The 23,683-nt window shown below is 40.4% G+C and carries 23 protein-coding genes and 3 pseudogenes; 14 read left to right on the forward strand and 12 right to left on the reverse strand.

Annotated elements, in window-relative coordinates:
• Positions 1-15 precede the first annotated feature (15 nt).
• From DER53_RS16970 to DER53_RS17000, 7 genes are all read left to right on the forward strand, one after another.
• Positions 16-1,860 (forward strand): VirB4 family type IV secretion system protein, encoded by a 1,845-nt coding sequence (locus DER53_RS16970; RefSeq protein ID WP_121910079.1) that lies wholly within the window; start codon positions 16-18, stop codon positions 1,858-1,860.
• 146 nt (positions 1,861-2,006) lie between these two features.
• A complete protein-coding gene (locus DER53_RS16975) occupies positions 2,007-2,885 on the forward strand; it encodes a peptidoglycan DD-metalloendopeptidase family protein (protein ID WP_244319667.1) in 879 nt (292 codons plus the stop codon).
• Positions 2,882-3,430 (forward strand): hypothetical protein, encoded by a 549-nt coding sequence (locus DER53_RS16980; protein WP_062756488.1) that lies wholly within the window; start codon positions 2,882-2,884, stop codon positions 3,428-3,430. The genes DER53_RS16975 and DER53_RS16980 overlap by 4 nt, the downstream gene beginning before the upstream one ends.
• A 19-nt stretch (positions 3,431-3,449) precedes the next feature.
• On the forward strand, positions 3,450-3,716 hold the full coding sequence (locus DER53_RS16985; protein ID WP_062756486.1) for a hypothetical protein: 267 nt from the start codon (positions 3,450-3,452) through the stop codon (positions 3,714-3,716).
• A complete protein-coding gene (locus DER53_RS16990) occupies positions 3,709-4,752 on the forward strand; it encodes a conjugal transfer protein TrbL family protein (protein WP_062756485.1) in 1,044 nt (347 codons plus the stop codon). Before DER53_RS16985 ends, DER53_RS16990 begins: the two co-directional genes overlap by 8 nt.
• A 21-nt stretch (positions 4,753-4,773) precedes the next feature.
• Entirely contained in the window at positions 4,774-5,451 is a 678-nt protein-coding gene (locus tag DER53_RS16995) for a hypothetical protein (protein WP_240345899.1), read from the forward strand.
• A 13-nt stretch (positions 5,452-5,464) separates the two neighbouring features.
• On the forward strand, positions 5,465-6,976 hold the full coding sequence (locus DER53_RS17000; RefSeq protein WP_062756481.1) for a hypothetical protein: 1,512 nt from the start codon (positions 5,465-5,467) through the stop codon (positions 6,974-6,976).
• A gap of 21 nt (positions 6,977-6,997) precedes the next feature.
• On the opposite strand, the gene DER53_RS17005 is transcribed toward DER53_RS17000, so the two are convergent.
• The 6 genes from DER53_RS17005 to DER53_RS17030 form a co-directional block, all read right to left on the reverse strand.
• Positions 6,998-7,501: a hypothetical protein gene (locus DER53_RS17005; protein WP_062756479.1), complete on the reverse strand. Its 504-nt coding sequence runs from the start codon at positions 7,499-7,501 to the stop codon at positions 6,998-7,000.
• Positions 7,502-7,807: 306 nt separating this feature from the next.
• Entirely contained in the window at positions 7,808-8,299 is a 492-nt protein-coding gene (locus DER53_RS17010) for a hypothetical protein (RefSeq protein WP_060788565.1), read from the reverse strand.
• A gap of 192 nt (positions 8,300-8,491) precedes the next feature.
• Entirely contained in the window at positions 8,492-8,932 is a 441-nt protein-coding gene (locus tag DER53_RS17015; RefSeq protein ID WP_073519240.1) for a JAB domain-containing protein, read from the reverse strand.
• 1,395 nt (positions 8,933-10,327) lie between these two features.
• Positions 10,328-10,552: a hypothetical protein gene (locus DER53_RS17020; protein WP_042385835.1), complete on the reverse strand. Its 225-nt coding sequence runs from the start codon at positions 10,550-10,552 to the stop codon at positions 10,328-10,330.
• A gap of 155 nt (positions 10,553-10,707) precedes the next feature.
• Positions 10,708-10,908 carry a hypothetical protein gene (locus DER53_RS17025; protein ID WP_033845089.1) on the reverse strand — a complete coding sequence of 67 codons (201 nt, stop codon included), beginning with the start codon at positions 10,906-10,908 and terminating at the stop codon, positions 10,708-10,710.
• A 226-nt stretch (positions 10,909-11,134) separates the two neighbouring features.
• Positions 11,135-11,470 carry a DUF3967 domain-containing protein gene (locus DER53_RS17030; protein WP_232511618.1) on the reverse strand — a complete coding sequence of 112 codons (336 nt, stop codon included), beginning with the start codon at positions 11,468-11,470 and terminating at the stop codon, positions 11,135-11,137.
• A 239-nt stretch (positions 11,471-11,709) separates the two neighbouring features.
• Between DER53_RS17030 and DER53_RS17035 the strand changes: the two genes are divergently transcribed.
• Together DER53_RS17035 and DER53_RS17040 are read left to right on the forward strand one after the other, a co-directional pair.
• Positions 11,710-13,041 (forward strand): IS4 family transposase, encoded by a 1,332-nt coding sequence (locus DER53_RS17035; protein ID WP_062756518.1) that lies wholly within the window; start codon positions 11,710-11,712, stop codon positions 13,039-13,041.
• A gap of 491 nt (positions 13,042-13,532) precedes the next feature.
• Complete coding sequence (locus tag DER53_RS17040; protein ID WP_042385830.1) at positions 13,533-13,931, forward strand: hypothetical protein; 399 nt, start codon at positions 13,533-13,535, stop codon at positions 13,929-13,931.
• Between the two features lie 739 nt (positions 13,932-14,670).
• Here DER53_RS17040 and lepB read toward each other — a convergent pair.
• Positions 14,671-15,228, reverse strand: coding sequence for a signal peptidase I (lepB, locus tag DER53_RS17045; protein ID WP_014195146.1), 558 nt, complete (start codon positions 15,226-15,228; stop codon positions 14,671-14,673).
• Positions 15,229-16,066: 838 nt separating this feature from the next.
• Here lepB and DER53_RS17050 point away from each other — a divergent pair.
• A pseudogene (locus DER53_RS17050) lies at positions 16,067-16,315 on the forward strand (IS481 family transposase); the annotation flags it as partial.
• Between the two features lie 201 nt (positions 16,316-16,516).
• On the opposite strand, the gene DER53_RS17055 reads toward DER53_RS17050, so the two are convergent.
• Positions 16,517-16,885 (reverse strand): DUF3967 domain-containing protein, encoded by a 369-nt coding sequence (locus DER53_RS17055; protein ID WP_240345897.1) that lies wholly within the window; start codon positions 16,883-16,885, stop codon positions 16,517-16,519.
• A gap of 397 nt (positions 16,886-17,282) precedes the next feature.
• Here DER53_RS17055 and DER53_RS17060 point away from each other — a divergent pair, with 397 nt between their 5' ends.
• Complete coding sequence (locus DER53_RS17060; RefSeq protein WP_062756266.1) at positions 17,283-17,867, forward strand: hypothetical protein; 585 nt, start codon at positions 17,283-17,285, stop codon at positions 17,865-17,867.
• 33 nt (positions 17,868-17,900) lie between these two features.
• On the opposite strand, the gene DER53_RS17065 is transcribed toward DER53_RS17060, so the two are convergent.
• Positions 17,901-18,221, reverse strand: coding sequence for a DUF3139 domain-containing protein (locus tag DER53_RS17065; RefSeq protein WP_062756268.1), 321 nt, complete (start codon positions 18,219-18,221; stop codon positions 17,901-17,903).
• A 240-nt stretch (positions 18,222-18,461) separates the two neighbouring features.
• Positions 18,462-19,762: pseudogene (locus tag DER53_RS17070) on the reverse strand (UPF0236 family transposase-like protein).
• 575 nt (positions 19,763-20,337) lie between these two features.
• Between DER53_RS17070 and DER53_RS17075 the strand changes: the two are divergent.
• From DER53_RS17075 to DER53_RS17085, 3 genes and pseudogenes are all read left to right on the forward strand, one after another.
• Positions 20,338-21,252 (forward strand): tyrosine-type recombinase/integrase, encoded by a 915-nt coding sequence (locus DER53_RS17075; RefSeq protein WP_062756272.1) that lies wholly within the window; start codon positions 20,338-20,340, stop codon positions 21,250-21,252.
• A gap of 38 nt (positions 21,253-21,290) precedes the next feature.
• Positions 21,291-21,548, forward strand: a complete 258-nt coding sequence (locus DER53_RS17080; protein ID WP_240345896.1) for a hypothetical protein — start codon at positions 21,291-21,293, stop codon at positions 21,546-21,548.
• Positions 21,549-21,562: 14 nt separating this feature from the next.
• Positions 21,563-21,796: pseudogene (locus DER53_RS17085) on the forward strand (tyrosine-type recombinase/integrase); the annotation flags it as partial.
• Positions 21,797-22,033: 237 nt separating this feature from the next.
• Here DER53_RS17085 and DER53_RS17090 read toward each other — a convergent pair.
• Positions 22,034-23,041 carry a trypsin-like serine peptidase gene (locus DER53_RS17090; RefSeq protein ID WP_008881770.1) on the reverse strand — a complete coding sequence of 336 codons (1,008 nt, stop codon included), beginning with the start codon at positions 23,039-23,041 and terminating at the stop codon, positions 22,034-22,036.
• An 80-nt stretch (positions 23,042-23,121) separates the two neighbouring features.
• Complete coding sequence (locus tag DER53_RS17095) at positions 23,122-23,472, reverse strand: DUF3221 domain-containing protein (RefSeq protein ID WP_008881771.1); 351 nt, start codon at positions 23,470-23,472, stop codon at positions 23,122-23,124.
• Between the last annotated feature and the right edge of the window lie 211 nt (positions 23,473-23,683).

Genomic DNA, 23,683 nt, shown 5'->3' on the forward strand with positions numbered 1-23,683 from the left:
CCAGGGGGAAGGACGATGAGACTTACACTTCCTTTTTTCCGAAAAAAGAAAGAAGAGAGTTTGGAGGAATCGTATTACAACGCTAATGAACATATTTTGAATTTGCTTTCTCCTGACAGTATCGAAGAAAAAGAGAGTTATGTCCGTTCGGGTACGAACTATACCCGAACGCTTGTGGTTGTAGAGTATTCGTCCATTATTGTGCAGGAATATGTTCAACGCCTAAATGATCTGAGTGATAACATTAGCGTCATTCAGTATATCACGGAGTACGATTCTTCAGAAGTGCGGAGACATCTATCGGAAAGCATTAAGCAAAACAGTCAAAAACTATATTCCAAATACGTCAATGATGCAGGAAAAGCTGAAGCACAAGCGCAGATCGACAGTGCTAGAATGTTGCTCCATCAGCTAAGTTTCAAGAACGAAAAAATGTTCATGTTTCAAATGCTGATTCACATTGTTGCAAACGACCTGAAAGAGCTGGATGCGCTGACTCAACAAGTGAAAGCCATCGTCGGGCCATTTGCCAAAACATTAACCCCAACAACCAGAATGAAAGATGCGTTTGATAGCTTCTTACCAATCGGCAAAAACAAAGTATATGACTTGACATATCGCCCGATGAATGCCGAGGCTGTTTCTTATTTCTTTCCATTCCACGAAAACGAGATTTTTGATGAAAAAGGCATTATTAAAGGTCGCAACATGACGACCGGCAACGTGGTAATCGTGGACGACGATTTGTTGTTAAACCGTCATGAATTTGTCATTGGAATTTCCGGTTCTGGGAAATCCACTTACATTTTTCAAGATATGATGCGGAAGTACATGTTAGGACGCAGAATCATTGTGATCGACCCGAAAGGAGAATTCGGGGAGGTATTTCGTACACTTGGCGGTGAGTGGGTGAAAATCAGCCTAAAAGGCGGGAACATCATCAATCCGTTTGATATTCAAAATCAACATGAAGAAGGAAATCCACTGATCGCTAAAATCAGCACCTTGTTGACGATGTTCCGCCTCATGTATCCGCAGATGACGGATTTACAAGAAGATGTCTTGTCAAAATTATTGCTTGAGCTATATGCCAAGTTCGGCATCGTGGAAGAAACAGACGTGAACGCATTAGCAGTAACGGACTTTCCGATCATGGAAGACTTCTATCATTTTCTTGAAGAAATCAAGGAAACAAACCCTGAAGAGTATGAGCACGTAAGGGACTTCCATACCACGTTGCACGCTTATGCGAAAGGCATGTTTGCCAAAGTGTTTAATGGGCATACCAACGTGGATGTGTCGAATCCACTTGTCGCTTATGATATTTTTGACCTCCAAAACCGGGAAAAAGCACAACGAGTAGTATACTTCAACCTATTATCTCATATCAACTATGACATCTTGAACGGTGACCGGCATCCAACGCAAGTGTATATTGACGAGGCGCATATCATCGCTGACCCAAAAGTGCCTCTGGCGATGGAATACGTGTATTTCATGATGAAAGTATTGCGGTCGTTTAATTGCGGTGTAACTCCTGCTACCCAGTCGATCAAAGACTTCCTTTCTGCAAAAAATGACAAACGAAACTATGGGGAAGCTGTCATTTCACAAGCTATTCAACGTTTGTATTTGCCGATGCAAGAAGTAGAAATCAACTTCTTGGAGAAAGAACTTGGACATCAATTTTCTGAAGAGGAACGAACGACACTAACGGTCGTTGAGGGGCGAAAAGACGAACAAGCAGGTAAGGGCATCTATTTTGTCGGCTCGAAAAAAATCAAATTGGAAGTGCAGCTAACGGATGTTGAAAAACAACTATGGTTTGAACGGAAGAAATTAAGCGAGTTGGTCTTATGAGAGATGTTGTTTACTGGTTTCTTCTTCGCAAACCACTTGTATGGATGGGGATAGGCATACTAAGTGTGGTTGTACTGATCGGCGCTGTCAGTAATGCGATTTTCGGGGAAGAAGAGAGCTTCTCCAATATCTCAGGCGGAGTAGCAATGTGTACGAAGGGAAAAGTGGATGAAGCAAGAATTGAAGAAGTGCTATCTAACGCCGGAGTTTTTGCTGGAAAAAAAGATGTGTTCATGAGTGCAGCTGAAAAATACGGTATTGATCCCGTGCTACTCATCGCCATTGCGTTGCATGAAACTGGATATGGAACATCCAATGCGGTCAAAACCAAAAACAATCCTGGTGGCATTATGGACCCGAACACTGGAAAGTTAAAAGTATTTGATAGCCTGGAAGACGGCATCGATTTTATGGCAGGAAACCTGTATCGGGTCTATATATCTCAAGGATTAGTAACGATTCAACAGATCGGGGCAAAGTACGCTCCAATTGGAGCGAATAATGACCCCTCGAACTTAAACGCGAATTGGGTGCCAGTAGTCACCAATATCGCAAATGAACTAGGCGGCCTCTCGATGAACTGCGAAGTTATGGGGACAGGAGAATTCGCGATGCCTACCGGTTCGATGAGCATCACGTCTAATTTTGGATATCGGAGTGATCCGTTCGGAGGCGGAACGGAATTCCACAAGGGAACAGACTTCGCTTGTTCGCGAGGTGATGCAATTTATGCAGCTGACGGGGGGCAAATTGTAGTGTCCGTGAAGTCCGGATATGGTGGCGGATACGGTCATCATGTCATTATCGATCACGGCGATAAATTCACCTTGTACGGCCACATGGAACATGTGGATGTAGACGTAGGAGACACGGTGCAGAAAGGACAGAAGATCGGTACTTGCGGAACAACCGGTTCCTCAACGGGATACCACTTGCATTTTGAGGTTCAGCTAGGCGGCATCTATGGTGAAAGAGTAGACCCAATGACGTACTTCCAGCCAGCAAAGAAGGAGGAAGATGAATGAGAATCACCGTTACTAACCTTGTGCTAGTCGCTCTTCTATTGATTGCAGGAAGCTTTAGCTTCCTCTTGTATACGGACCTTCAGGAAGCCAAAGCAACAATTGAAAAGTATCAAGACATTGAAAAGCTTAATCAACGATCAGAAGATTTTATTCGAGCATTGATCTATGGCAAACATAAAAAGTATCTGACCGGAGAACAACTGGAGCGATATGAAGCTGGCCTGAAAGAGTATGGAGAACCAACGGAAAAAAACATGGCAAAAGTCAATGAAATGAAGATTCAGCAACTATTCACGAAAAAAATTAAGAATAAGGATAACGAAGCTGAATCGTATGCCATCGTACAGGTCCGATATGAAACAGGTGACCCTAATCAATACGGGGATGACTATATTCATACATTAACGGTCAACTCTCATTGGGTGAAAGACGCTGGGGAGTGGAAAGTCGATCATATAGATATGGCTTTGCTTGAAGACAGCCGAGATGAAATGTTGCGAAAACAAGCTGAAGAAGCGCTGCAGAAAGCTGGTCAAGCCAATTAAAGAAAAGGGGGAGAGGAAATTGAAACTAACGCCGGAACGGCGTAGACAGATATACGAGATCACGCAAAAAATACTCGCTGTCTACGATCGTTTTTTCTCTTTTGTACTTAAGCTGTATGAAAAGCCGGTGGAGCGAAAGAAAAGAGAGTTTTTCCTCATGTATCGCACAGAAATGACGGAAGAAGAAATTCGGGAGTTTCAATATCAATTGACGGCAGGGTGGACGATTCTTTTATTCATCGTTATTCTAGTCCTGCTGGAAATCGGGGGGAGAATCTTTGGCTAAATTTGTTCGAGTCCTAATCGTTGTATTTCTGTTGTCCTTGGTGATCTTTCCAACGTCAAGTTTGGCGAAAACAGGAGATTTTTATGAAAAAAACAAAATGTTCTTTGAAGAACCGGAAAACTCAGATGACGAGAATAAATCTATGAGCGCTTATATCGAGATTCTGAAAAACTACGATCAAAACAGTCAAACGATTGAGTGCGGAAAATTTCAGGTTACTTGCCATATCTATAAATTTATCTTTGAAACAGGAGTTTCGGCGTTGGAATTCATTAAAGAAATCATGAAAAAGACGATTATTTCCCCTACAGACATCATCCAGAATCCGTTGTATGAAAGATACCAGGACGGATTGTTCGCATTATCGAAAACGGTATTGGCGATCTTCATTGTATTTAACATGACAAAAATCATGAGCCTTCGCATGGCGGATGCGGATGACGGCCCGATTGTCATGAACGAAAAGCTCGTAAGCATCTTTGTGATCTGTGTGTTCCTGTTCTTGTATGAATCCATCGTTCATTGGATTTTGAACTTTCAAGAAAAACTTATGACCGAAATTATCGATACAATTCAAACTAAGGATATGGTAAAAAATATGATCTCTAATATTTTACTGTCTCCTGGGGTATTTGCTTTCATCGCTGTTTTAGTCATCGGAATCATTCTGGTGGTTCTAGCGCTACAGTTTTTCTATCGAATCGCTCTCGTTGCAATCTTGTACATTATCGGCCCGATCGCCATCGTTACGAAAGTCAATGATACTTTTAACTTCTTTGATTTCTGGCTCAAACAATTCATCAGCGCGTTTCTCACGCTGGCCTTACAATTGATCGCTACGGCCATTGGGCTGCAACGCTTTTTTGAGAGACCGCAGTATTTCGGTGACACAACGAATTTGTTTATCGGAACCGCCTTTTTCATTCTCGCTGTGACACTGCCATCCCTCTTGGGTCAATGGGGATTGAGCACCGGTTCAGCACGCTCTGTAATGTCAGGAGCAAAAACCATCGCCAGAGTAGCGATAAGACGCTAGACGATAAGGAGGATGATAGACATGAAAAAATGGATGATAATCGGCACGGCTGTTTCATTGATGTTCCTGTTTGGATGTCAGAACGATCAAAAAGAAGTACAAAGTACGAAGGTAGAGGAAAAAACAAAGGCGAAAGAAGACAATTCGAAAGAAAAAGCAAAAAGCGTCTTTACGCGAAAAGATCGTCAGATCGCAAAGGAAAAAGCCGAAAAATTCATTGTCCTTCTCACGGAATTTCATGGTCGTTCTATTTATCCCAACGATCGGTATAAAGCAGTTTACGAAGAATTAACCAAAAAAGCTCGTGAACAAAAATTGATCCACCCAGATACACAATTTATAAATTTAGAATACGATACGACTTTTGTTGAGAGTACGAAAGAAGACAGCAAATTAATCCTTCGACGAGATCGCTTTCAATTAGGCGATGAATTTCAAGAAATTTATTACAAGTATTTAGATGTACATGAATTAACGCTACCAATTAAGTACATGGCCAAATCCGATACATCTTCAAAAGATGTGGAGTTAAAGTCGTTTATTCGCTTCGTTAAAACAACAGACGGAGAAATCTATATTTTGGATGCGCCAATGTTGATCGGAATGGACTTGGAGAAAAAAGATGAGGATGCCTATTATGACGAGTACAACCGCAAGGAGATAGAACAAGAAGTCAAAGAAGAGCTGAATATTCAGTGAGTGAGGTGAGATCATGCAACAATTTCCGATCAATAAATACGGTGAGGTTGAAGTGGAACAAAACGAACTTCGGTATTTCATACCGATTGCGTATACAGAAGCCAGTGAACTAGATGAATTGGAAGAGGCATATCGAAGAAAAGGAAAAGAACTAATGGACTCCCCCTATTACTTATTTGCAAATAATTTAGAAGTGGTACGAAATCGCTTCTGTTTCACGTTCCAGTTGGAGGAAATGAAAGCTTTTCATTATATTCGGCAGTTCCCGTTTGAGGAACAGTTATACTATCTTCGTTCGCTAGTGGAAATGGCGAAAAATATTGAACAGACGCCGATTTTATGGGATAAAAATAGCCTTCTTGTGGACTTGACGGACAGAAAAATCAAAACGTTCCTCTTTGAGTTCGATAAACACCCGATTCATGTATCGCAAGATGCAGTGGACGGATTAAAAGAAACGATCATTCTTGCTTTGACGACGCTTCATCGTGTGTTGGGGAAACCAAGACGGATTGATTTCATCGATCAACGGGAGATCGTCATCCGTTTTGCGGAAAACATTTTACACGGAAAATCTGTTAGTGAAATCGGGAGAGTTATAGAAGATATGATTTTGGAAATTGAACGTCAGTTAGAACAGGAGAAGAAAGAGCAGCCGAAATCCAACGTCCTTACGGCCTTTAAGGAAAAGTGGAACGCGAAAAAAGAAACGGCTGCTACTGTTGAACAGCCAGTCTGGCGTTTCTCCAAGAAAAAATCGAATCTTTCGGCACCATATGAAAAGAAAAAGTCGATTTGGGATAATAAATACGTGTATCTTTCTGCTTCGGCACTCGCTTTGGTCATTCTCATTGGAAACTCAACAGGGGCATTTGATTTTTCCAAGCCTGAAGAAGTAAAAGCTAAACAAGAACAGACAGAAGTCATTCCATCTAACAAGCTCATCGGTATTTACCGGCAGGCAATTACGGGAGACAAACAAAAAGCGTTAGATCAATTGGAGCGATTGGGATTTGATAATCTGAGCAAGAAAGACCAAAAAGTGATGTTGAGTCTATATGAAGAGACAGGACAGCCCGAAAAAGCCATTAAGCTGAAGCCGGAATATGCAGAAAAAGTCGTGAACGACTTAGTTAGTAATCAAAAGTACGATGATCTACGAACGCTGCAAAGTAAAGTTGATAATCCAGTTGTTAATTATGAGGTTGCTTACCTAGATAAGAAATGGGAAGATGTAGTCCGATTAAAAGACAAAGTGAAAATGACCGACAGACGGGAAAACCAATTATTAAGCGCATATCTTCATTTGGGAAGAATGGATGAAGCTAAAAAATTGGCTGCGGAATCTCCTGAATTGAGCCAGAAAGTCCAGGATTTCGAGATGAAGAAAAAACAAGTCGAGGATTTGAAAATGCAGGTGCAACAGGTGCAAAAAAATGAAAAAGACGTGAAAAAACGTGATGAACAAGTGAAAAAATTGAATGAACAGATCAAGCAGCTGGAAGCAGCGATCAACAACATCTAAAAAAGAAGTGGAGAGGGGCGATCATTTCACCTTCTCCACTTCTTTTTTGGGAGGCTGGATGTTCATGTCTTTCACGGGTTGCTGCATCCTTTCCACCATGTTTTGAATGAATTCTTTATTGATTTTTTTAGGGATGAATCCGATTCGTTCGCGAAGGATGTTTTCGATGACAAAGCATTTTCTCGTCCAGTACTCATACTCCTTATACGTGTATTGTTCTGCATCGGAAAATTCCTTCGCTCCTTGCTTCATCGCCTGAATGAAAATGTACCGGTTGTTATACGTATCTGATCGTTCTTTTCGAGCTAATTTAAGAAGGTAAAGCAATTCGACAGTGGAGAGTTTCATCAGTTCAGGAGTGGGTTTTTTAGCGTCTTCGATCGTCGGGTGCTGTTGAGGAAAGAGATTTTTTCTTTTCCCGTTCTCCTGAACTTCGCTTCGATCAAGCTTCATTTTGCAAAAACCACAATAATAATGATGTTGGTGATTTTGTACCCCACTTCCACAGTACGGGCAAGTTTTCATACTGACTCCCTCTCTATATTGTTGTAACTTACTACAATCATTATAACATCCATTGTTGTAATTTACAACAAAATTGTAGTGGACTTGTGAGCGATACTTTCATGGAAGGCGAAAAGGGGAGGTATCCTGAATTTTTCAGCCCCTCTTCAAAAAACGGCTTCTCAGATTGGCGTATAACGCGTCTTCAAGCGTAAGGTAATGGTTTTATATTCGGAAAAGAAAAGGCGTCTCTATAGGGCATTTATGGCTTTTTAAAACGTGTGTACCCCTTTGTTCAATCAAAATGTTGCTATAGTTTTTCCCCAATCATTGCTTCTGTTGCCCTAATAAATGCTTGGCAAAGCTTTCAACGGTGTATTTTGACCAGTAAGGGGTTCCGGCGATCAATAAATCCTCTTTAGGAAACTTTCCTCTTTTGCGGTAAACAGCAATCTTGTTTTGTGGAAAATGAATTCCTTTATCCTCCAGATAACGTGCAAAATCACTTTGGGTGTAATAGTCCTGGGAGTCTCTAATGATCGAGAAGTTAGGATTTTTAATCAAATACGTTTCGTTTCTGAAAAACTCCACGATTAGTTGCAACGCAAATTCCAGCCATTCATCTTCAAGGTGCTGATATAGTAATTGGAGCGAGAATGCTTCCTCATTCGGTTTTTCAAAGAATCGAGCCAATTGCAAAAATGTCTTTTCTAACTCACTTAATGTTGAGGAAGTTTTCAATACTTCTTTATTGGATTCATCCAGTAAAGGTTTTAATTGAGGAAATTGATTGATGATCTTTTGTGTAGTATTTTTCATTTAATCCACCTCTTTGTTGTAAGTTACTACAATAATAGCATAAAATGTTGTATATCACAACATTTTTTCCTAAAATAAATGGCTGTTTTATTGCAACGCTTTAAAACAGCCCATTTTTGAAAAGCTCGATGCTATTCAAAAATGGAGAAAGGGGAAGAAAGAAAAAGAAGAAGGAAGGAGGAAAACCTTCCTTCAGGAAAAGAACCCTCTTTCTTTGAGGGAAGTGTATTCTGCTTTGTAGTTGATGACTAGGTGATCGAGAACTTCAATCCCTAGTATCCTTCCGGCTTCTGCTAGCCGTTTCGTCATTTCAACATCCTCTCTCGATGGAGTGACGTCACCACTTGGATGCTGATGTGCGACGATGATGCTGGCTGAGTTATTGAGGATTGCTGCCTTAAAGACTTCTCTTGGGTGAACGATGGATGAGTTGAGTGAACCGATATGGCAGCGATGAACGGCAACGACTTCGTTTTTGGTATTGAGGCACATGACTAAGAACACTTCTCTGTCGTCGTCGCCGATGAAGTGTGCTGCCACTTTTGCTGCATCCTCCGGACAACGGATTTTGTGTCGCTCACCCACCTCCTGAACGATTTGTTTGATGCGTTGGATTTCGTAGATTTTTTCCATGGTTGAACACTCCTTTCTTTGTTTGCCGGTGGGGGAATTTTTGCGCGAAGGCGGGTAGAAGGGTGCGGAACGAAGTGGAGCATACGAAGTATCAAGCGATTCGTTGACGGCTTGTGGGAAGCCCAATGACTTAGCAAGCCTTAAAAGCGATGCTTTTTAGGCTTGGTTAGCCGACTTGGCTTCCCCAAGCCGTCCGAAGAGCGCAGACCCTTTACGCGCCTAACAAGCAAAAATTATAATGGGGAGAGGCAAAGGAAGGAGCGTACTTGGGAAGGAGGTAAAAAATAAAACGCATTTTTAGCCTGTTGCATTTTTTTAAATGCAACGGCCTAAAAATGCGCCAAGACAAACTTTTTCAATCTTGGAATGCAACATAATCAAGATTATAAGCAGTAAATTCCATTGTGTTGCGTTCGAACAGTCCATAAAACAAAACTCCACTAACTACTTATATAACCAATAACAAAAGAGGTTAGAAAAAGAGAAATACCACCTAAAATCAGATATTTTTTGTCATTCCATTTAAAATAAAAGATAATACTTAATACAGTAACAATAAAAAAAATCAAACCAACAACCCAAATCATCTTTCTTTCCCCTACCCCGTTATTCTAGCAATAAATCCTCCTACTAAATACCCTGCTAATAAAATAATAAAAGATGCCCCTACATAAAATCCTATTCTAATAAATCATAGTTTACCTGAAGGAAAAAAGACACTTAGTCCAGAACTATTAAAAGAATTAGAGGAAAAGGTTTTGGAATTTTGGAGTTTAAATCCTCCAAAAGTGGATATTTTATTAACAGAAGCATAATATTATACAAAGTCATTAATAAAATCATACCCAATAAAACATTTAGGTATAAGCTTCCTACAGAAAAGCTCTGCGTATGCGGGGCTTTTCGTTCTTTAAAAAATAAAAGGAGCGACGAGAAACTAATTTACTTCTGACTATCCTATAGAGATTTATAAAAAAGAAAATCGATTTTAAGCTTCTTATTAAGCCCGTAGAGCGTTTTTTAATCAAGGGAATATAAAAACATTACCCATCTGTTTAAAACGCGTTATACGCCAATTTTAGTGGTCATTTTTTGATAAGGGTTAAAAACGATGTTGTTTTTCAATCTTGAGAAAAAGGAGTAATGGGCCATGCAGTAAATTTTGTTTACCCCATCATGCCTTATCCTTCAATTCTGGAATTTTCGGACGCATAAAAAAGACATGACGTCGTCGTATTTTATTTTTGTCAGACAAAAAACAGTGTGACCAACTTTGAGCAGACTTACATAAAGGGTAGGTAATTTGCCTGCTCCCTCGTGGTTTGCGAGTTCATCGGACATTAAACTGTTGCAAAATATTGCAATAAAAAACGCCTACCAAAGTAGGCCAAAAACTCATTGTAATTGCATTCGGTTCAATATCCGTGCTAATCGTTCTAACGCCAGGGCAATCGCTTTGTCTTTGTTGCGATCGACGAATTTGATCAGCGGCTTGGTGCCGGGATTATCAAGAAATACCGCTGTTACTTCATAATAACCTTGTGCGGTTATGTACACGTCAATTCGCGCTTTATATTCTCCAATCTCGCGATACAGTTCCTCCACTTTGTACCCTGACATATAAACTCCCCTTTGGCTGCCCTTTTTATGTTGGCAGGCGCATGGCGTTATATCACCGTTCTGATAATTCAAGTGTGTAAGGAGGATGAGTCCCGCTTCTTCATATAGCACAAGTTCATCCTTTATGGACAAGTTCTATGGGGCGAGACATTTAATCAAATTAATTCCCTTCCTTGTCTGTCTGGAATTAGGTCTTCGTGAGGATTACTACGAAATCTGTTGTAATAATTGCAAGTAACTTTTGCAAACATTTTGTTATAGAAAGTCGCAATCAACTGGTCTTCACCGTTTTGCGATTCTGATTTAAGTAGAAGATCCCATCCTTTTAGTTCTTGATTTTCTCGAATATAGAACATTTTCATTACCTCCACCCTATTTGATATACCCCACAAATTCCATCTTGAAGTTCTAAGAAAGTATGCGGTCAAAGAAAAACTTGTCACCTTAAAAGTTCAATATTTGTTATTTTATCCTGGACAAAATATATCGGTGTTATGTCACCGTTTTATAACGTTTTGACGTATGGAGCGGCCGAGGACAATATCCAAGACCAAGTGACGTTACTAATCCGAATCGTTTGATTTACTTACCAAATAATCGAGACCAAAATCCTTTTTTCTTCTTCCCCTCTTCCTCTTTGGCCGCCGCGATCATTTTGCGTGTCTCCATGGACTCCTTGAGGGACTGCATGAGAAGCTCATCCCTTTTCTTTAGGCTTTCCTCTATGTATTTTTGTTGCTGATCCAGCCTCATCATGAGTTCTTTTAGCAACTCGTTCTGTTTGGCGACCATTTCTTTTAGCGCTTGTATATCATCGTTATAACGCTCCGATTCCGTTTTTTTCTCTATAACGCTGACCGCCATATTAGATTGCCGAACCCATGCCATTACTGCTTCCGCCGCTTGTTCGAGCGTCATATCTAAAATGATACGCCCTGTCAGGTCAGAAAGGACTGGGACAAACGGATCCCTCTTTGTCGGATCAAGGCTAATCGCTCTTTGACATAGGAGAAAATCATTGGGATCGTGTATTGGAAATAGGGAAGGAGAAAGGGGGAGTACCCATAGCCATCAAGTTAAGAATTTGATCTTTTTTCAGCGCCAAAAACATGGTATCCTTTCTAACGAAAATCATCGTTGGAAAGGATTATTTTTTGATGGCAAAAAAGATGAAGGCATGGATAAAAACGATTCGTCAACTCTTCTCCTCTGAAGAACTGACCCGTCTGGCACGGAAAGTCGGATTCATTCAGCGGCAGCGTTCATTAACAGCGGAAGCCTTTCTGACGCTATGTGCTTGGGGAGACGGATCGCTCGCCTGTCAGTCGCTTCAGCGGTTGTGTGCCGATTTGGCGCTCTGGCATGATTGCTCTCTCTCGAATGAAGGACTGAATCAGCGGTTTACGCCTCGTGCCGTGGCGTTTTTAAAAGAGGTCTTTTTTACTCTCCTGATGCATCAACGTCCGGCACTCTCTTCCATCACCGAAACGTATCGCGCTTGTTTCACCCGTCTGCGGATCTTAGACTCTACCAGTTTTTTACTTCCGACCGACTATGGTGAGGACTATCAAGGTTCGGTTTCATCTGGCGCCAAAATCCAATTTGAGTATGAGCTGTTATCGGGCACCTGTCTTCAGCTGTGCGTCCAACAGGCCAATGATTCCGATGCCCGCTTTGCTTATCATACCCAGCACACGATTTTACCGAATGACCTTTGCATTCGGGATCTGGGGTTTTTTTCACTCGCCACGCTGGCGGAGATCGATGCTCGAGGTGCTTATTATATTACCCGGTTGCGTTCCGATATCAAAGTCTATATCAAACAGGACGGGGAGTGGCACGAATGGGATTGGGAATCGATAGGAAATCGATTGGGCGAGGGAGAAGCCGTGGAAGTGGAACACGTGTATATCGGACACCAACGCCTGTATGTTCCGCGTCTGATTTTTCGCCGTCTCACGGCGGAAGAATGGGAAAAACGGCTGACGTATGTGCGGAAAAAGGAAAAAAAGAAAGGGAAGGCGCTGTCACGCCAAACCCTTGAACAAAAGAAATATCACATCTTACTGACCAATTTACCACAAGAATCGTTTGATGCGCAACAAGTTTATGAGCTGTATTCGCTGCGCTGGCAAGTGGAGCTGTTATTTAAGGGCTGGAAATCCTTATTTGATCTTGACCGTGTCAAAAAGATGAAGAAGGAACGATTCGAATGCCACTTATATGGGACATTGATTGCCATTTTAGTCACGCAGACTCTTCTGTTCCAAGCCCGAAGGTATTGGCATCAACGGGAGGGAATCGAGATCAGTGAATGGAAAGCGCTTAATATCCTCCAATCGTATTGGCATCGGTTTCTTTTGCATCCCCAAGCGATGGAAACCGTCCTTCCATCTCTCCTGTCTCTGTTAAGGAAACACGCGAGGAAAGACCGAAGGAAAGGAGAGGAAACGGTATCGGATCTTTTAAAGAAATTGGGGATATGGTAGTGTGGGTTATGGATATAAATGCCAAATAACCCTCTTCTTGAGGGTTATTTGGCATGCCCAGCATTTGGTTTTCTCTTCATCCTTTGATTGATTTTTCGAACATGCGTATCATCCTAAAAAATTTTATACCGCTAACTTGACGGGTATGGGGGGAGTACCGTCCCTGGCATTCGGAACACCAATAACGGGGGAGCCAAATGCAATACGTTTGATCTCTTACAACGGCATTCTTCTCGTAATATCCATGGCGATGAAGGAGTTCGTTCACACCGTTTATGCTATAGGATTTTCCTCACTTTTTTCAATAAGAGTAAATATGATCGACAATTTTAAGTTATGCTTGGCTTCAAATCCTATATCGATAGAGAATTGGTATCTAATAGTAAAATATTACTATTTTTCAACATAATACAAATTGTAACAAATTTCGACATAGTTTCCATTGTATAATTATTTAAAAAATAATAAAAAAAGAAAGGGGATTTGGCAAAATGACATTTAGCAAGAAGAAAAAGAATCTACTAATTATCTTAGCTTCATTAGTTCTTTCGATCATTACAATTACTAGTGCCTATGCCGCAGTTTTAGTTGAACAATCAGGACTTAATTTACGCGTAGGGGAAAGTAGCGCAACTACTTCTCGAGTAACAGTTAAAAGTGGACAAGAGTTACGTGTGGGCATTTATTATTACTATAATGCTCCTCGTAAAAGTACGACTTATAAGATATTTAAAAACGGTGTCGAATGGTATAAGGGGACAATTAGTGGAAGTGAGCGGTATGTTGAGAAAGTATTTAAGCCTGGACCAGGTGAATATTCTGTCAGACACTATAATACGCCTGAAAAAGATGTAAGTTCATATGGTGGAATTCAAGTTTATAAACCATAATTTCCATTTTATAAAATCGCAGTTGTTTAATTTTACAACTGCGATTTTTATTGTGTGCCGGGTAGGTCGATGAACTAGGCGGTGAAAGTCCTCTATGGGCGTCGGGGGATGTTGGGATATGTGAATCATCAGTCAAAGGCAAGGGTGTCCATGGAGAAGCGAAATCTGAAAGAAACCCTAGACAAACCCTTGAATCCAACGAAATACATTCGAGGTTGCGATTTCAGGATGGGGTTGCAAGACAAAACGAAGTCCCCAATTGATCGATCGTTGCCTATTACTCCATGTAAAGTTGGTGCAAACTAAATTCTCTGTAAATCTCTGTGCTTTTATTTCTCAATAAACATTGGAACTATTCTAAGCTGATTTCATGTGGATGAATCGATCGGAAAGATAAGACTGAAGAAGCCCTTATTGCTTCCTCGATTTTATATGCTAATGGAACGAGCTTGCGAGTGAATCATATTAATAAGGATTAATTTGGTAAAACGTATGCCTATGAAACTCAGTATTTTTTCTAGACTAGTAATTTTCAAACCCTCAATAGAACAGGATTTTTCAAATTTTGTTTTCCTAAAATGGACTTCAAACTGTTGAACTCGGGAGAAAAAAATTAATGAAACACTCGAAAATAAAAATCGTAGCTATCAGTGTTGATAACTACGATTTAATTTTAAAATAAATTTATTGGTACTTTTCAGTTGTTTTACTGAAAAGCCGTAAAGCCTTTTTGAAATGCTTATTTTACTATTCGGATATGTTTAAAAGGCCAATAAATTATGTTTGCCTGGCCAACAACATCATTCATCGGAATGGCCCCAATATGACGACTGTCTTTACTATATCTTCTATTATCACCCATTACAAATAAATAGCCTTCAGGAACAGTGTTTCTACCGATTGGAGTATCCTTTAGAGTAAACGATTCCGTAAGGGGACCATCAAACTTGTTTTGTTTTTTGTATTCATCTAGATAAGGTTCTTTATACGCTTTCCCGTTTATATATAAAATATCATTTTTATACTCGATACGATCTCCAGGTAACCCAATTATGCGTTTTATGTAATCCTTTTTTTCTTTTGTATGGAACACAATAATATCAAACCTTTTCGGTTTTACAAAAGAATATTTTATTTTGTTTACAATCATACGATCTTGATCGTGTAGTGTAGGCATCATGGATTCTCCTTCTACTATAATCGGCGCAAATATGAAGTGTCGAACAAAAGCAGCTAATAAAATTGCAATAATGATCGCCTTCATCCATCCCAAAAACTCACTTTTCTTTTTCTCCATTATCATCATCCCCCTTAAAACATTGATGTAAATTTTATTAAGGCTCCCGAATCCTCGAAACAATCATCTTTACAATTCACTTAAATCGTTGACATGATGGTACTAAACGAACATTATCCATCTTCAAAGAATAAGTGAGTATCAATGATGTCATTCATTCTTTCATCGGTTTACCCGCAAAAGGAGAAACTGATTTTAACCATATCGAAATGATGAGATGTTTGTTTCAACATACATCGAGTGGTCTTGTAAGAAGAACCAACGCACCTATTAGCAAGCGAAAGGAACGAGCGACTGCTTGCTTGACGATTGGCGATCCATCGTGAGTTGCCCTAGATCATGATGTCTCGTCGTTTGACAATTCTAACACGAAAAAATAGAAGTCAGTCATATGTACAAAAGATGTGATGGCTTTACACCGTTTGATATATCTCGAAAAATAAAGTTACCTCGTCGACGCTGAATTATACGAAGGAAAAAAGAAAAATAAATATGTCCAAGACATATGTCTTCATCCCTACACACTGTCTTTAGATGTACCAAACGCTGATGGATTACCGATTACTCATTCGCATAGATGGTGACAACAATACGCAAGCCAACATTCATATCTGACTGAAAGCGCAGATGTCAATTTAATCATCAAACAAAGCTTAGGTCGTGAATATAAGGAGTTATGGTTTCTTTACAGAAAGGATAGCATGTTTTTTATTATAGTTACAAGGAAATCATAATAATGATTGAGCAATAGATGATGTATAAAATTTTGTGTGAAGCATTTTACTTAGAGCTGATTATGCGAGAAGAAATAAAAAATTTCCTCTAAATAAAAAGGTCGGAAGGAAAACATTTCGCGTACTATCAGGTCAATGAGCTCTGGCAAGATGATTTGTCCCATGGCCCGTTGATTCGTGTGAATGGCAAAACACAAAAAACGCTTTTAATTGCCTATATCGATGACTGCTCGCGGGTCGTGCCGTACGCTCAGTTTTTCTCTTCCGAGAAATTTGACGGGTTGCGGATCGTGACCAAAGAAGCGTTGCTTCGATACGGAAAGCCGAAGCGAATTTACTCGGATAACGGCAAACATTGGATACTACGATAATCGGGCGATATTCGCCTTACTCTGCTCCGATATTTTCTCCTAAATTTTAAGGGTGTCCTCAACTTTGGGGACACCCTCTTTAATTGTGTCGCTTATAGCGTTATATCGCCGTTATGGTATTTGATGCGAGTCCGCAATTTGCGGATTCCAGACCCTAACTATTCATCAATTTGATGAACAGACTTATTTACCAAACAGACGGGCCCAAAACCCTTTCTTTTTCCCTTCTTCCTCTTTGGCCGCCGCGATCATTTTGCGTGTCTCCATGGACTCCTTTAGGGACTGCATAAGAAGTTCATCCCTTTTCTTTAGGCTTTCCTCTATGTATTTTTGTTGCTGATCCAGCCTCATCATGAGTTCTTTTAGCAACTCGTTCTGTTTGGCGACCATTTCTTTTAGCGCTTGTATATCATCGTTATAACGCTCCGATTCCGTTTTTTTCTCTATAACGCTGACCGCCATATTAGATTGCCGAACCCATGCCATTACTGCTTCTGCTGCTTGTTCGAGCGTCATATCACTGCTTTGTTTTATCTCCATGAAACGCTTCAAGACTATAACGTCTCTTTCGAAATAGCCTCGCTGTCCTTTGTCATTAACGTGAAACTTGTACCCAGCGTCTTGGAGGATGAGAGCATACTTTCTTAAAGTGGATTCCTTGATCCCTAGCAAGGTACACACGTCGCTCGGCCCCATTAATATTTGTCCCTCATTCATATCGCCCGTCATAACGCATTCACCCCAGTTATAACGACGTTATGTTTATCATTCTAACAGTACAGATGAATGTTACACAACTGAAATACAATAGAGTTACCTAAGTTGTATCGAAAAATTTTGTAATAATTAGTCGAAAAATAAAACTTTTTCCATTAAATAAATTTAAACAAATATAATTATGTATGAGTTTAGCTAACTATTAATTTATAGAAACGGGAGGAATGAGAAAATGAAAACTAAGAATTTGTTAAATCTTTCAGGAATTTTTTTATCATTTTTAGCAATTATGTTAATAATTTCTCCTGAAAAGGAAGTAAAAGCTGCAATTAACAATAAACCAGGAAATATTATTGTAACAAATGATACTAGTAGTAGTGGAATTACAGGGCATGCAGGTATATATATTGATGCAACACATATTCTACATACCTCTGGTTGGAAAAGTGAACCATATCCCCTGGTTATAAGCGAACAAGACTGGCATAAGAGATATGATTCTTCTAAAGTTATTAGACCTAAATCAAGTGAATTAGGAAAAAAGGCTGCGGAAATGGCTGTAAAATATTTCGAAAACAAAAAAATACCTTATAGTCTCAAAGATGCGAATAAAGGTCCAAAAGATATTACAAATACATATTGTAGTGAATTAGTTTGGTACTCTTATTATAAGGCGGGTAAAATTTTTAAAGTTCGGACTACTATGTTCGGAGCAGTAATTTATGTTGAACCAAGGAGTCTTGTTACTCCGTACAGTTTTATTGATAAGAATAATGTTGAATATAATGGTTTTCAATTTATAGATAACACATGGTAAGAATAAAAAGAGCATTAATTGATTAAAAATCAATTAATGCTCTTTATTTATTATATGTTCTATTCCATTCTCCGTATAAGACTCTAAAATGACTTTACCTTTATCATTTTTATAGTAAAAATATGTTCTATTATCATTTTTTAATTTAATACTAACCATCCATGCTTTATTCCCTTTTAAATTTGAAAAAAATGGTTCAATGGAAATGATATCATCTTTAGAGATATTTTTTTTAGTTGTTAGATATTCAATCACACTATTTTTAACATCTGTTTTTTTATATTGAATATAGCCAAATCCACTTCCAAAAACAATAAATAATAGTAATAAAATAACTCCTATTTTTTTTACCATATATCTTCTCCTCTTCCCCATTTTTTGTATTCACTAAAAATTTATTATATAGCATTAGTAGTGTTTCCTCAAATCTTAAATAGACTAAGAGTCAGTCAAGACTTTGTGGAGAACATTTTTTCGGTTCACTACGGGCGTTGTCAATCACTAGTTAGCGAACCATTTTCAGGAATTAATATCGTAAGCGCTTTCGGACTCTCATCCCTCATCTTGAGGCGATGATACGATATTCCATTTTTTTTACACCCAACCACCATCCCGGAGCGCCGACAACGCTTGATGGATCGGTGTCCCGGATGACCGCTGCAGACACGGTAGATTCTGACGCACCACATCTGCCCATAACCGTCCGGCCTTCCGTTTGGCCTGTTCGATCCGCTTGGACTTTGTTGAGGCCGAGGCCGCCGTTCGGGTCTCTTCTTCCTCCACCAACTGCCCATTTCTCCGCCAAATCCCGTCGATTCGGGCCGCCATCGCCCTCAGAAACGCCCGAAGCCCTTGGTCTTTCCAGCTGCGGCGGGATTTCACCCGATGCGCAAACCGGCTCATCACGCTCTCGGCGTGGCCCATCGGACGCATGCCGGTCGTCTCCACCCCTTGCTCCGACAGCCACTCCCGATAGTCCCGGATGCATCCCGGCATCGACTCGATCCGGCGGATCATGGCAGCCATCTGCTTCTCTTTCGCTTCGTCCTCCAACGTGCCGACCGCGCTGTTCAGCTCCACGAGAAGCCCCTCTTCGTCTTGTTTCGCCAGCTTCTTCCGCACCTCCCGCCAACGCGGATGGCCGGACAGACACTGACGCAGCTCCCGCGCCACATGAAATCGATCCAGCTGAAAGCACGCCCGCTTCCCAAAATACTCCCGGCAGGCCGTGATCCACGACGCTGCGTCGCCGTTGATGATCAACAGGTCCCGGCACGGATCATAGGCATATTCGTTCATCAGCCACTCTTCGAACCGTTTCGTTTCCATCCCTCGTGAACCGCCAGGATTTTCTCTTCTTTCGCCCGTTTCCCTTTCCCCTGGCGGGAAATAAACAGTCCATCCGCCTCCACAAACAGCACCCGGCCGTGCCGTTGGGAAACAGGGCGGTGCAGCGAGACAGGGGCCTCCAGCACCAGTTGGCGAATCGCCTCGTGGCTCATGACCGCATACCCCACGATCGACTCCAACGTACGGGCCGCTTTGCGGTAGGAAGAGCACTCTACGGCCAACTCGACCGCCGTTTCCTCGAGGCAAGGACTGATCGATCGGGCCCCATCAAAGCCTAATTCGGCATCCAGCAAGAAGGTATAGTTCCCCGTTTGCCGGTCATAGTAGTAGTTCCGTCGAAACGTCACTTCTCCAAACAGCGTTTGGATCGTAGTCGGCCGTTTGTCTTTCAGCTGATACCGGCGCTTGTCCCGCGCTTCCGCCAGTTGTTGATCAATCTCCTCCAAAAGGGCCGCCAACAAGACAGCGAACACCTTTTGAAGAGTTCTGACTAATTGTTCCTCCAGCTCTTTTAATAAAGGCCATTCTGTGGTAAGATGTTTCATGGACTCTCTCCCTCCTGTTTTCGGTTGATGTTGACAATCACCATCATAGCAGGGAGAGAGTCCTTTTTGCATGACATTTGCTTTTTTCTACCGCGCTTCGCTTGGTGGCCCCGACGAGCGTCGCGAACAAAAGTTCGCAACCCTCGTCGGGGATCATTTCGGAATGTCACCCACAAATATTTTACTCACACATAGACTAAAGATCAGTGATTGTTTTTATTTCCAAACTAATAAAGATCCATTTGCAGGGGAGCCATTCAATCTTAACAAACTTCATAATAAAAAAGTATTATTTTGTTGCATTATAAATTAATGGAATTAAAGAAGTGATTAATTCTTCATAATATCAAATATGTTGTATTCATCGATACACGATAAAGCGAAACTGGTTTTTTCTTTGTCTTTTTATATATGTATACCCATTTTGTATGATTAAACTAGACATATAATATACATTATATGTATTCCAATCCCATCTCGTTTATGTTATACTCGTCATATAATATTATTTTTTAAATTAATTATCCTCTTTTTGAATCTTTCCAAACTAGACGTATAAGTGAAAGGGTGGAACGATGCTCAACGAATATGTGGACTATCTTCGGGAAAAAGGGGCTTCCCCAAACACAATCATCTCTTACACGAATGACTTGAATATCTTTTTTAACGACTTACATATCCGCCCAAGCGATTACGTCACGTCGGCTGACATCCGCAAATGGATCCAGCAAATGTTGAACCCGTCCGAGGGAAAACCGTTGGCCATCTCTACGATCAACCGCCGGCTCAATTCGCTGCGAAGCTTTTATGCGTGGGCGGTCGAACATCATAAGATCGAACAGAACCCAATGAAAGACATCCAGGATTTAAAATCGGCTGATGAAGACAACGAAAAAATTATGTGGCTCACGGAAGAAGAATTTGAGGACTTGTTGCATCGAATGCGGAAAAAACCGGTGCAAAGCCGGGGAGTCGATCCCGAGGAGAAATATCGACGGGACCGCGCGGTGGTGTACCTGCTTACTTATGCAGGATTGCGGGTCGAAGAGCTATCGAACCTCAAATTAACGGATTTAGATTTAGAGATGAAGCGAATTCGGATCGTGGGAAAGGGGATGAAGGTTCGAACGGTACCGATCTCGAATATCTTGCTGGCGGAACTCGAGGATTGGCTGAAGTTTCGTGCGGAAATGGCGAAAAAGAAACCACATGTCGCTCAATCGCCATACGTCTTTTACAGCCAGCGCTCGCCGAAGTTTTCGGTACGGGGCATTCAGCGAATGATCGAAAGCTACAGCCTGCCAAATAAAAAATTAACTCCACATATGTTCCGTCATACGTTTTGTAAGTGGATGTTAAAGGCGACGAACAACGATATCGAGAAAGTGCGGAGGCTTGCTGGCCACAGCAATATCGCCACGACCTCACGGTACTTAAAGGACAGCTACAGCGATTTGGCGGATGCAGTCGAGGCTCTGCCGAAATTCTAACCTAAATCATTTCATTCTAGAAAGGAGAAAGCCGACCGATGATGGATCGATTGCAAGTCATTGACGGGTATTTTAGCGATAATGCGTTTTATATGCGTAGCATGGCCGGATTTCCGTTAGAAGGTCGCTTCAAGGCTGCTGGTCTTCGTTCGTTGGCACGATTGATCGATGAAAACGAACCTTTTTCGTTCACCCTGGGTTCGAACACCATGATCCATGTTCCCGTGGAGCTGAATAGGCAGCTGAAGAATGAGCTGTTCATGATTGCAGAGAGGTTGGAAGCCGAAAAGGAATAAACGAAACGTAAAACTTTTCGATCCGGGACGTCCAGCGAATGATCGAAAGCTACAGCCTGCCGAATAAAAAACTTACGCCTCATATGTTCCGACATACGTTTTGTAAGTGGATGCTAAAGGCTACGAACAATGACATCGAGAAAGTGCGGCGGCTTGCCGGCCACAGCAATATCGCCACGACATCACGATACTTAAAAGATAGCTACAGTGATTTGGCGGATGCCGTGGAGGCGTTGCCGAAATTCTAACATCAAGATGGATGACAGTTTTGGCATCGGAGCTGTCCAAGTACATTTAGAGACTATATAGAAAAAATGCCCTGGAGGGTAGAATTTCAGGGCATTTTTTTGTTCCCTTTCCGAGAAGAGTCAATTAAACTACGAAACCTTCAAAATTTACCTACCTTGTTAAAAAACCTCTTAGTAAGGTTTACAATCACTAAGATCTTCCTTGCTGGTCAATTAATAAATAGCTAGGAGAAATTTTTAATTTAGCATTGCTGCTCTAATAAAATCATATACGGGTTTAATCATTTTTGGTCCTCCATTGTAAGTGGTACCATTGACACTAAAACTGCCTCTATGAACAGCAATGATTTCATTTGATGAATTTAATAAAGAAGAACCGGATTGCCCATTGTAAGTATCAATTTGATAAAATGCAAGTTCATTGGTTTCTTTTGAAATAGAGCCAGTCATTCCCCATTGAGAAACTTCGTTATACTGTTCGATTTTATCCCCTGGGTATCCATAAAGTTTTGCTGATGTACCTTGAATGCTAGATACTTGTCTTAATGGAAGGTATCCAACTACATCACCAATATTTTTTCCTAAGTATGTGCTAAGCTTAAGTACTGCAAAGTCTTGAGTTGGATCGCCTGTTTGAACATAGTTGCTTGTAATATAATAATCTACTATTTGATATACCCCATATGAATACGTATTATTATTGACAGCGGGATATACATAACCGTTTATCGCACCAGACTGATTTGTAACATCCATAACACAATGTGCATTTGTAAGGACTTTATCTTTCCCAATAACAGTTCCTGTGCAAGTATACCAACCATCTCTAAATTCTAATTCAATGTACGCGATTTGTCTGTGAGGAGTGACTGAAGTATTGGAAACCTTTGTACGACCATCAGCACCAATAACGACCTGAGGGAAATATTCATTTGGAGATTTACCACCTATATATGTTGTTTCAGGGGTTAAATTATATTTGTAAGGTTTATTTTTTTTGAAATCCGTATTTATCTCTGTTTTTGGAAGAACTTCACCGGTACCTTCCGAGCCTTCTGTGACTAAAGATTTGGAATTCTTTAACTTTTTTATGTAGTCTTCATACTTAATGACTTCACCTTTTGAATTAATCATGTCATAAGCATTATTACTATTTTTTTGAGCGTTGACGGTTTCTGGAGCATTAATTATGGGCGAAATGATAAACCCAACCATTACTAAAATGATAAATCCAATTTTTTTCATAAAGTAGCCCCCCTTTATGAATTTTTCAAAGTTATTATAACCAAATAGTTCATATATTTCAATTATTTTGAAAATTATAATTACATAGGTTCAATCTTTATAACTTCGACTTTGCCCGGATACGATTCTAAAATCTCTGAATACCACACTTTTACTTTTTGTCCATTTTCTATTCCCCTCAAAGTACCAAACCCCTTAATTAATAACTTACTCATATTATATTTTCTTCTTAATTCCTGTATTGTTAATTTGTTTGCGTCTTCCTGAACAAAATCTGGATCTTCAACTAAATATACTTCCCCTTCTTTCATAATTATAAAACCTTCCAAAGTAGCTTCTTGATTAAGAGATTGGTTAGTTCTATATTCGCTAAAGAAAAATAATAATAATATAAGACCTAAAATAGTACTCACTAAAATATATCTTTCCATACGCTTGCCTCCTAGCTTTTATATTTTGTGTTATATAATGGTCTATCTTCTATAGATCCATAGTTTTCCCTTCCCAAGATAACAGAGCATTTTATAGTAATACATATTCAGCATATTCAGTGAGCCCAATTCCTAGGTATTTCCCAAAGGATGTCATTATCTTCTCCAATGACATCGTTATTCGCTACCACGACCATTGCGGAGATAATCA

The sequence above is a fragment of the Parageobacillus toebii NBRC 107807 genome (assembly GCF_003688615.2).
GTDB lineage: Bacteria > Bacillota > Bacilli > Bacillales > Anoxybacillaceae > Parageobacillus_B > Parageobacillus_B toebii.

Bases quoted from the DNA above. Each gene is read 5' to 3' on its own strand.
- DER53_RS16995 (WP_240345899.1), top strand. From the start codon at position 4,774: ATGAAAAAATGGATGATAATCGGCACGGCTGTTTCATTGATGTTCCTG.
- DER53_RS17065 (WP_062756268.1), bottom strand. From the start codon at position 18,221: ATGGTAAAAAAAATAGGAGTTATTTTATTACTATTATTTATTGTTTTT.
- DER53_RS17010 (WP_060788565.1), bottom strand. From the start codon at position 8,299: ATGAAAAATACTACACAAAAGATCATCAATCAATTTCCTCAATTAAAA.
- DER53_RS16975 (WP_244319667.1), top strand. From the start codon at position 2,007: ATGTGTACGAAGGGAAAAGTGGATGAAGCAAGAATTGAAGAAGTGCTA.
- DER53_RS17075 (WP_062756272.1), top strand. From the start codon at position 20,338: ATGCTCAACGAATATGTGGACTATCTTCGGGAAAAAGGGGCTTCCCCA.
- DER53_RS17060 (WP_062756266.1), top strand. From the start codon at position 17,283: ATGAAAACTAAGAATTTGTTAAATCTTTCAGGAATTTTTTTATCATTT.
- DER53_RS17015 (WP_073519240.1), bottom strand. From the start codon at position 8,932: ATGGAAAAAATCTACGAAATCCAACGCATCAAACAAATCGTTCAGGAG.
- DER53_RS17030 (WP_232511618.1), bottom strand. From the start codon at position 11,470: ATGACGCTCGAACAAGCGGCGGAAGCAGTAATGGCATGGGTTCGGCAA.
- DER53_RS16980 (WP_062756488.1), top strand. From the start codon at position 2,882: ATGAGAATCACCGTTACTAACCTTGTGCTAGTCGCTCTTCTATTGATT.
- DER53_RS17035 (WP_062756518.1), top strand. From the start codon at position 11,710: ATGGCAAAAAAGATGAAGGCATGGATAAAAACGATTCGTCAACTCTTC.
- DER53_RS17090 (WP_008881770.1), bottom strand. From the start codon at position 23,041: ATGAAAAAAATTGGATTTATCATTTTAGTAATGGTTGGGTTTATCATT.
- lepB (WP_014195146.1), bottom strand. From the start codon at position 15,228: ATGGAGAAAAAGAAAAGTGAGTTTTTGGGATGGATGAAGGCGATCATT.
- DER53_RS17095 (WP_008881771.1), bottom strand. From the start codon at position 23,472: ATGGAAAGATATATTTTAGTGAGTACTATTTTAGGTCTTATATTATTA.
- DER53_RS17000 (WP_062756481.1), top strand. From the start codon at position 5,465: ATGCAACAATTTCCGATCAATAAATACGGTGAGGTTGAAGTGGAACAA.
- DER53_RS17005 (WP_062756479.1), bottom strand. From the start codon at position 7,501: ATGAAAACTTGCCCGTACTGTGGAAGTGGGGTACAAAATCACCAACAT.
- DER53_RS16970 (WP_121910079.1), top strand. From the start codon at position 16: ATGAGACTTACACTTCCTTTTTTCCGAAAAAAGAAAGAAGAGAGTTTG.
- DER53_RS17080 (WP_240345896.1), top strand. From the start codon at position 21,291: ATGATGGATCGATTGCAAGTCATTGACGGGTATTTTAGCGATAATGCG.
- DER53_RS17025 (WP_033845089.1), bottom strand. From the start codon at position 10,908: ATGTTCTATATTCGAGAAAATCAAGAACTAAAAGGATGGGATCTTCTA.
- DER53_RS17040 (WP_042385830.1), top strand. From the start codon at position 13,533: ATGACATTTAGCAAGAAGAAAAAGAATCTACTAATTATCTTAGCTTCA.
- DER53_RS17020 (WP_042385835.1), bottom strand. From the start codon at position 10,552: ATGTCAGGGTACAAAGTGGAGGAACTGTATCGCGAGATTGGAGAATAT.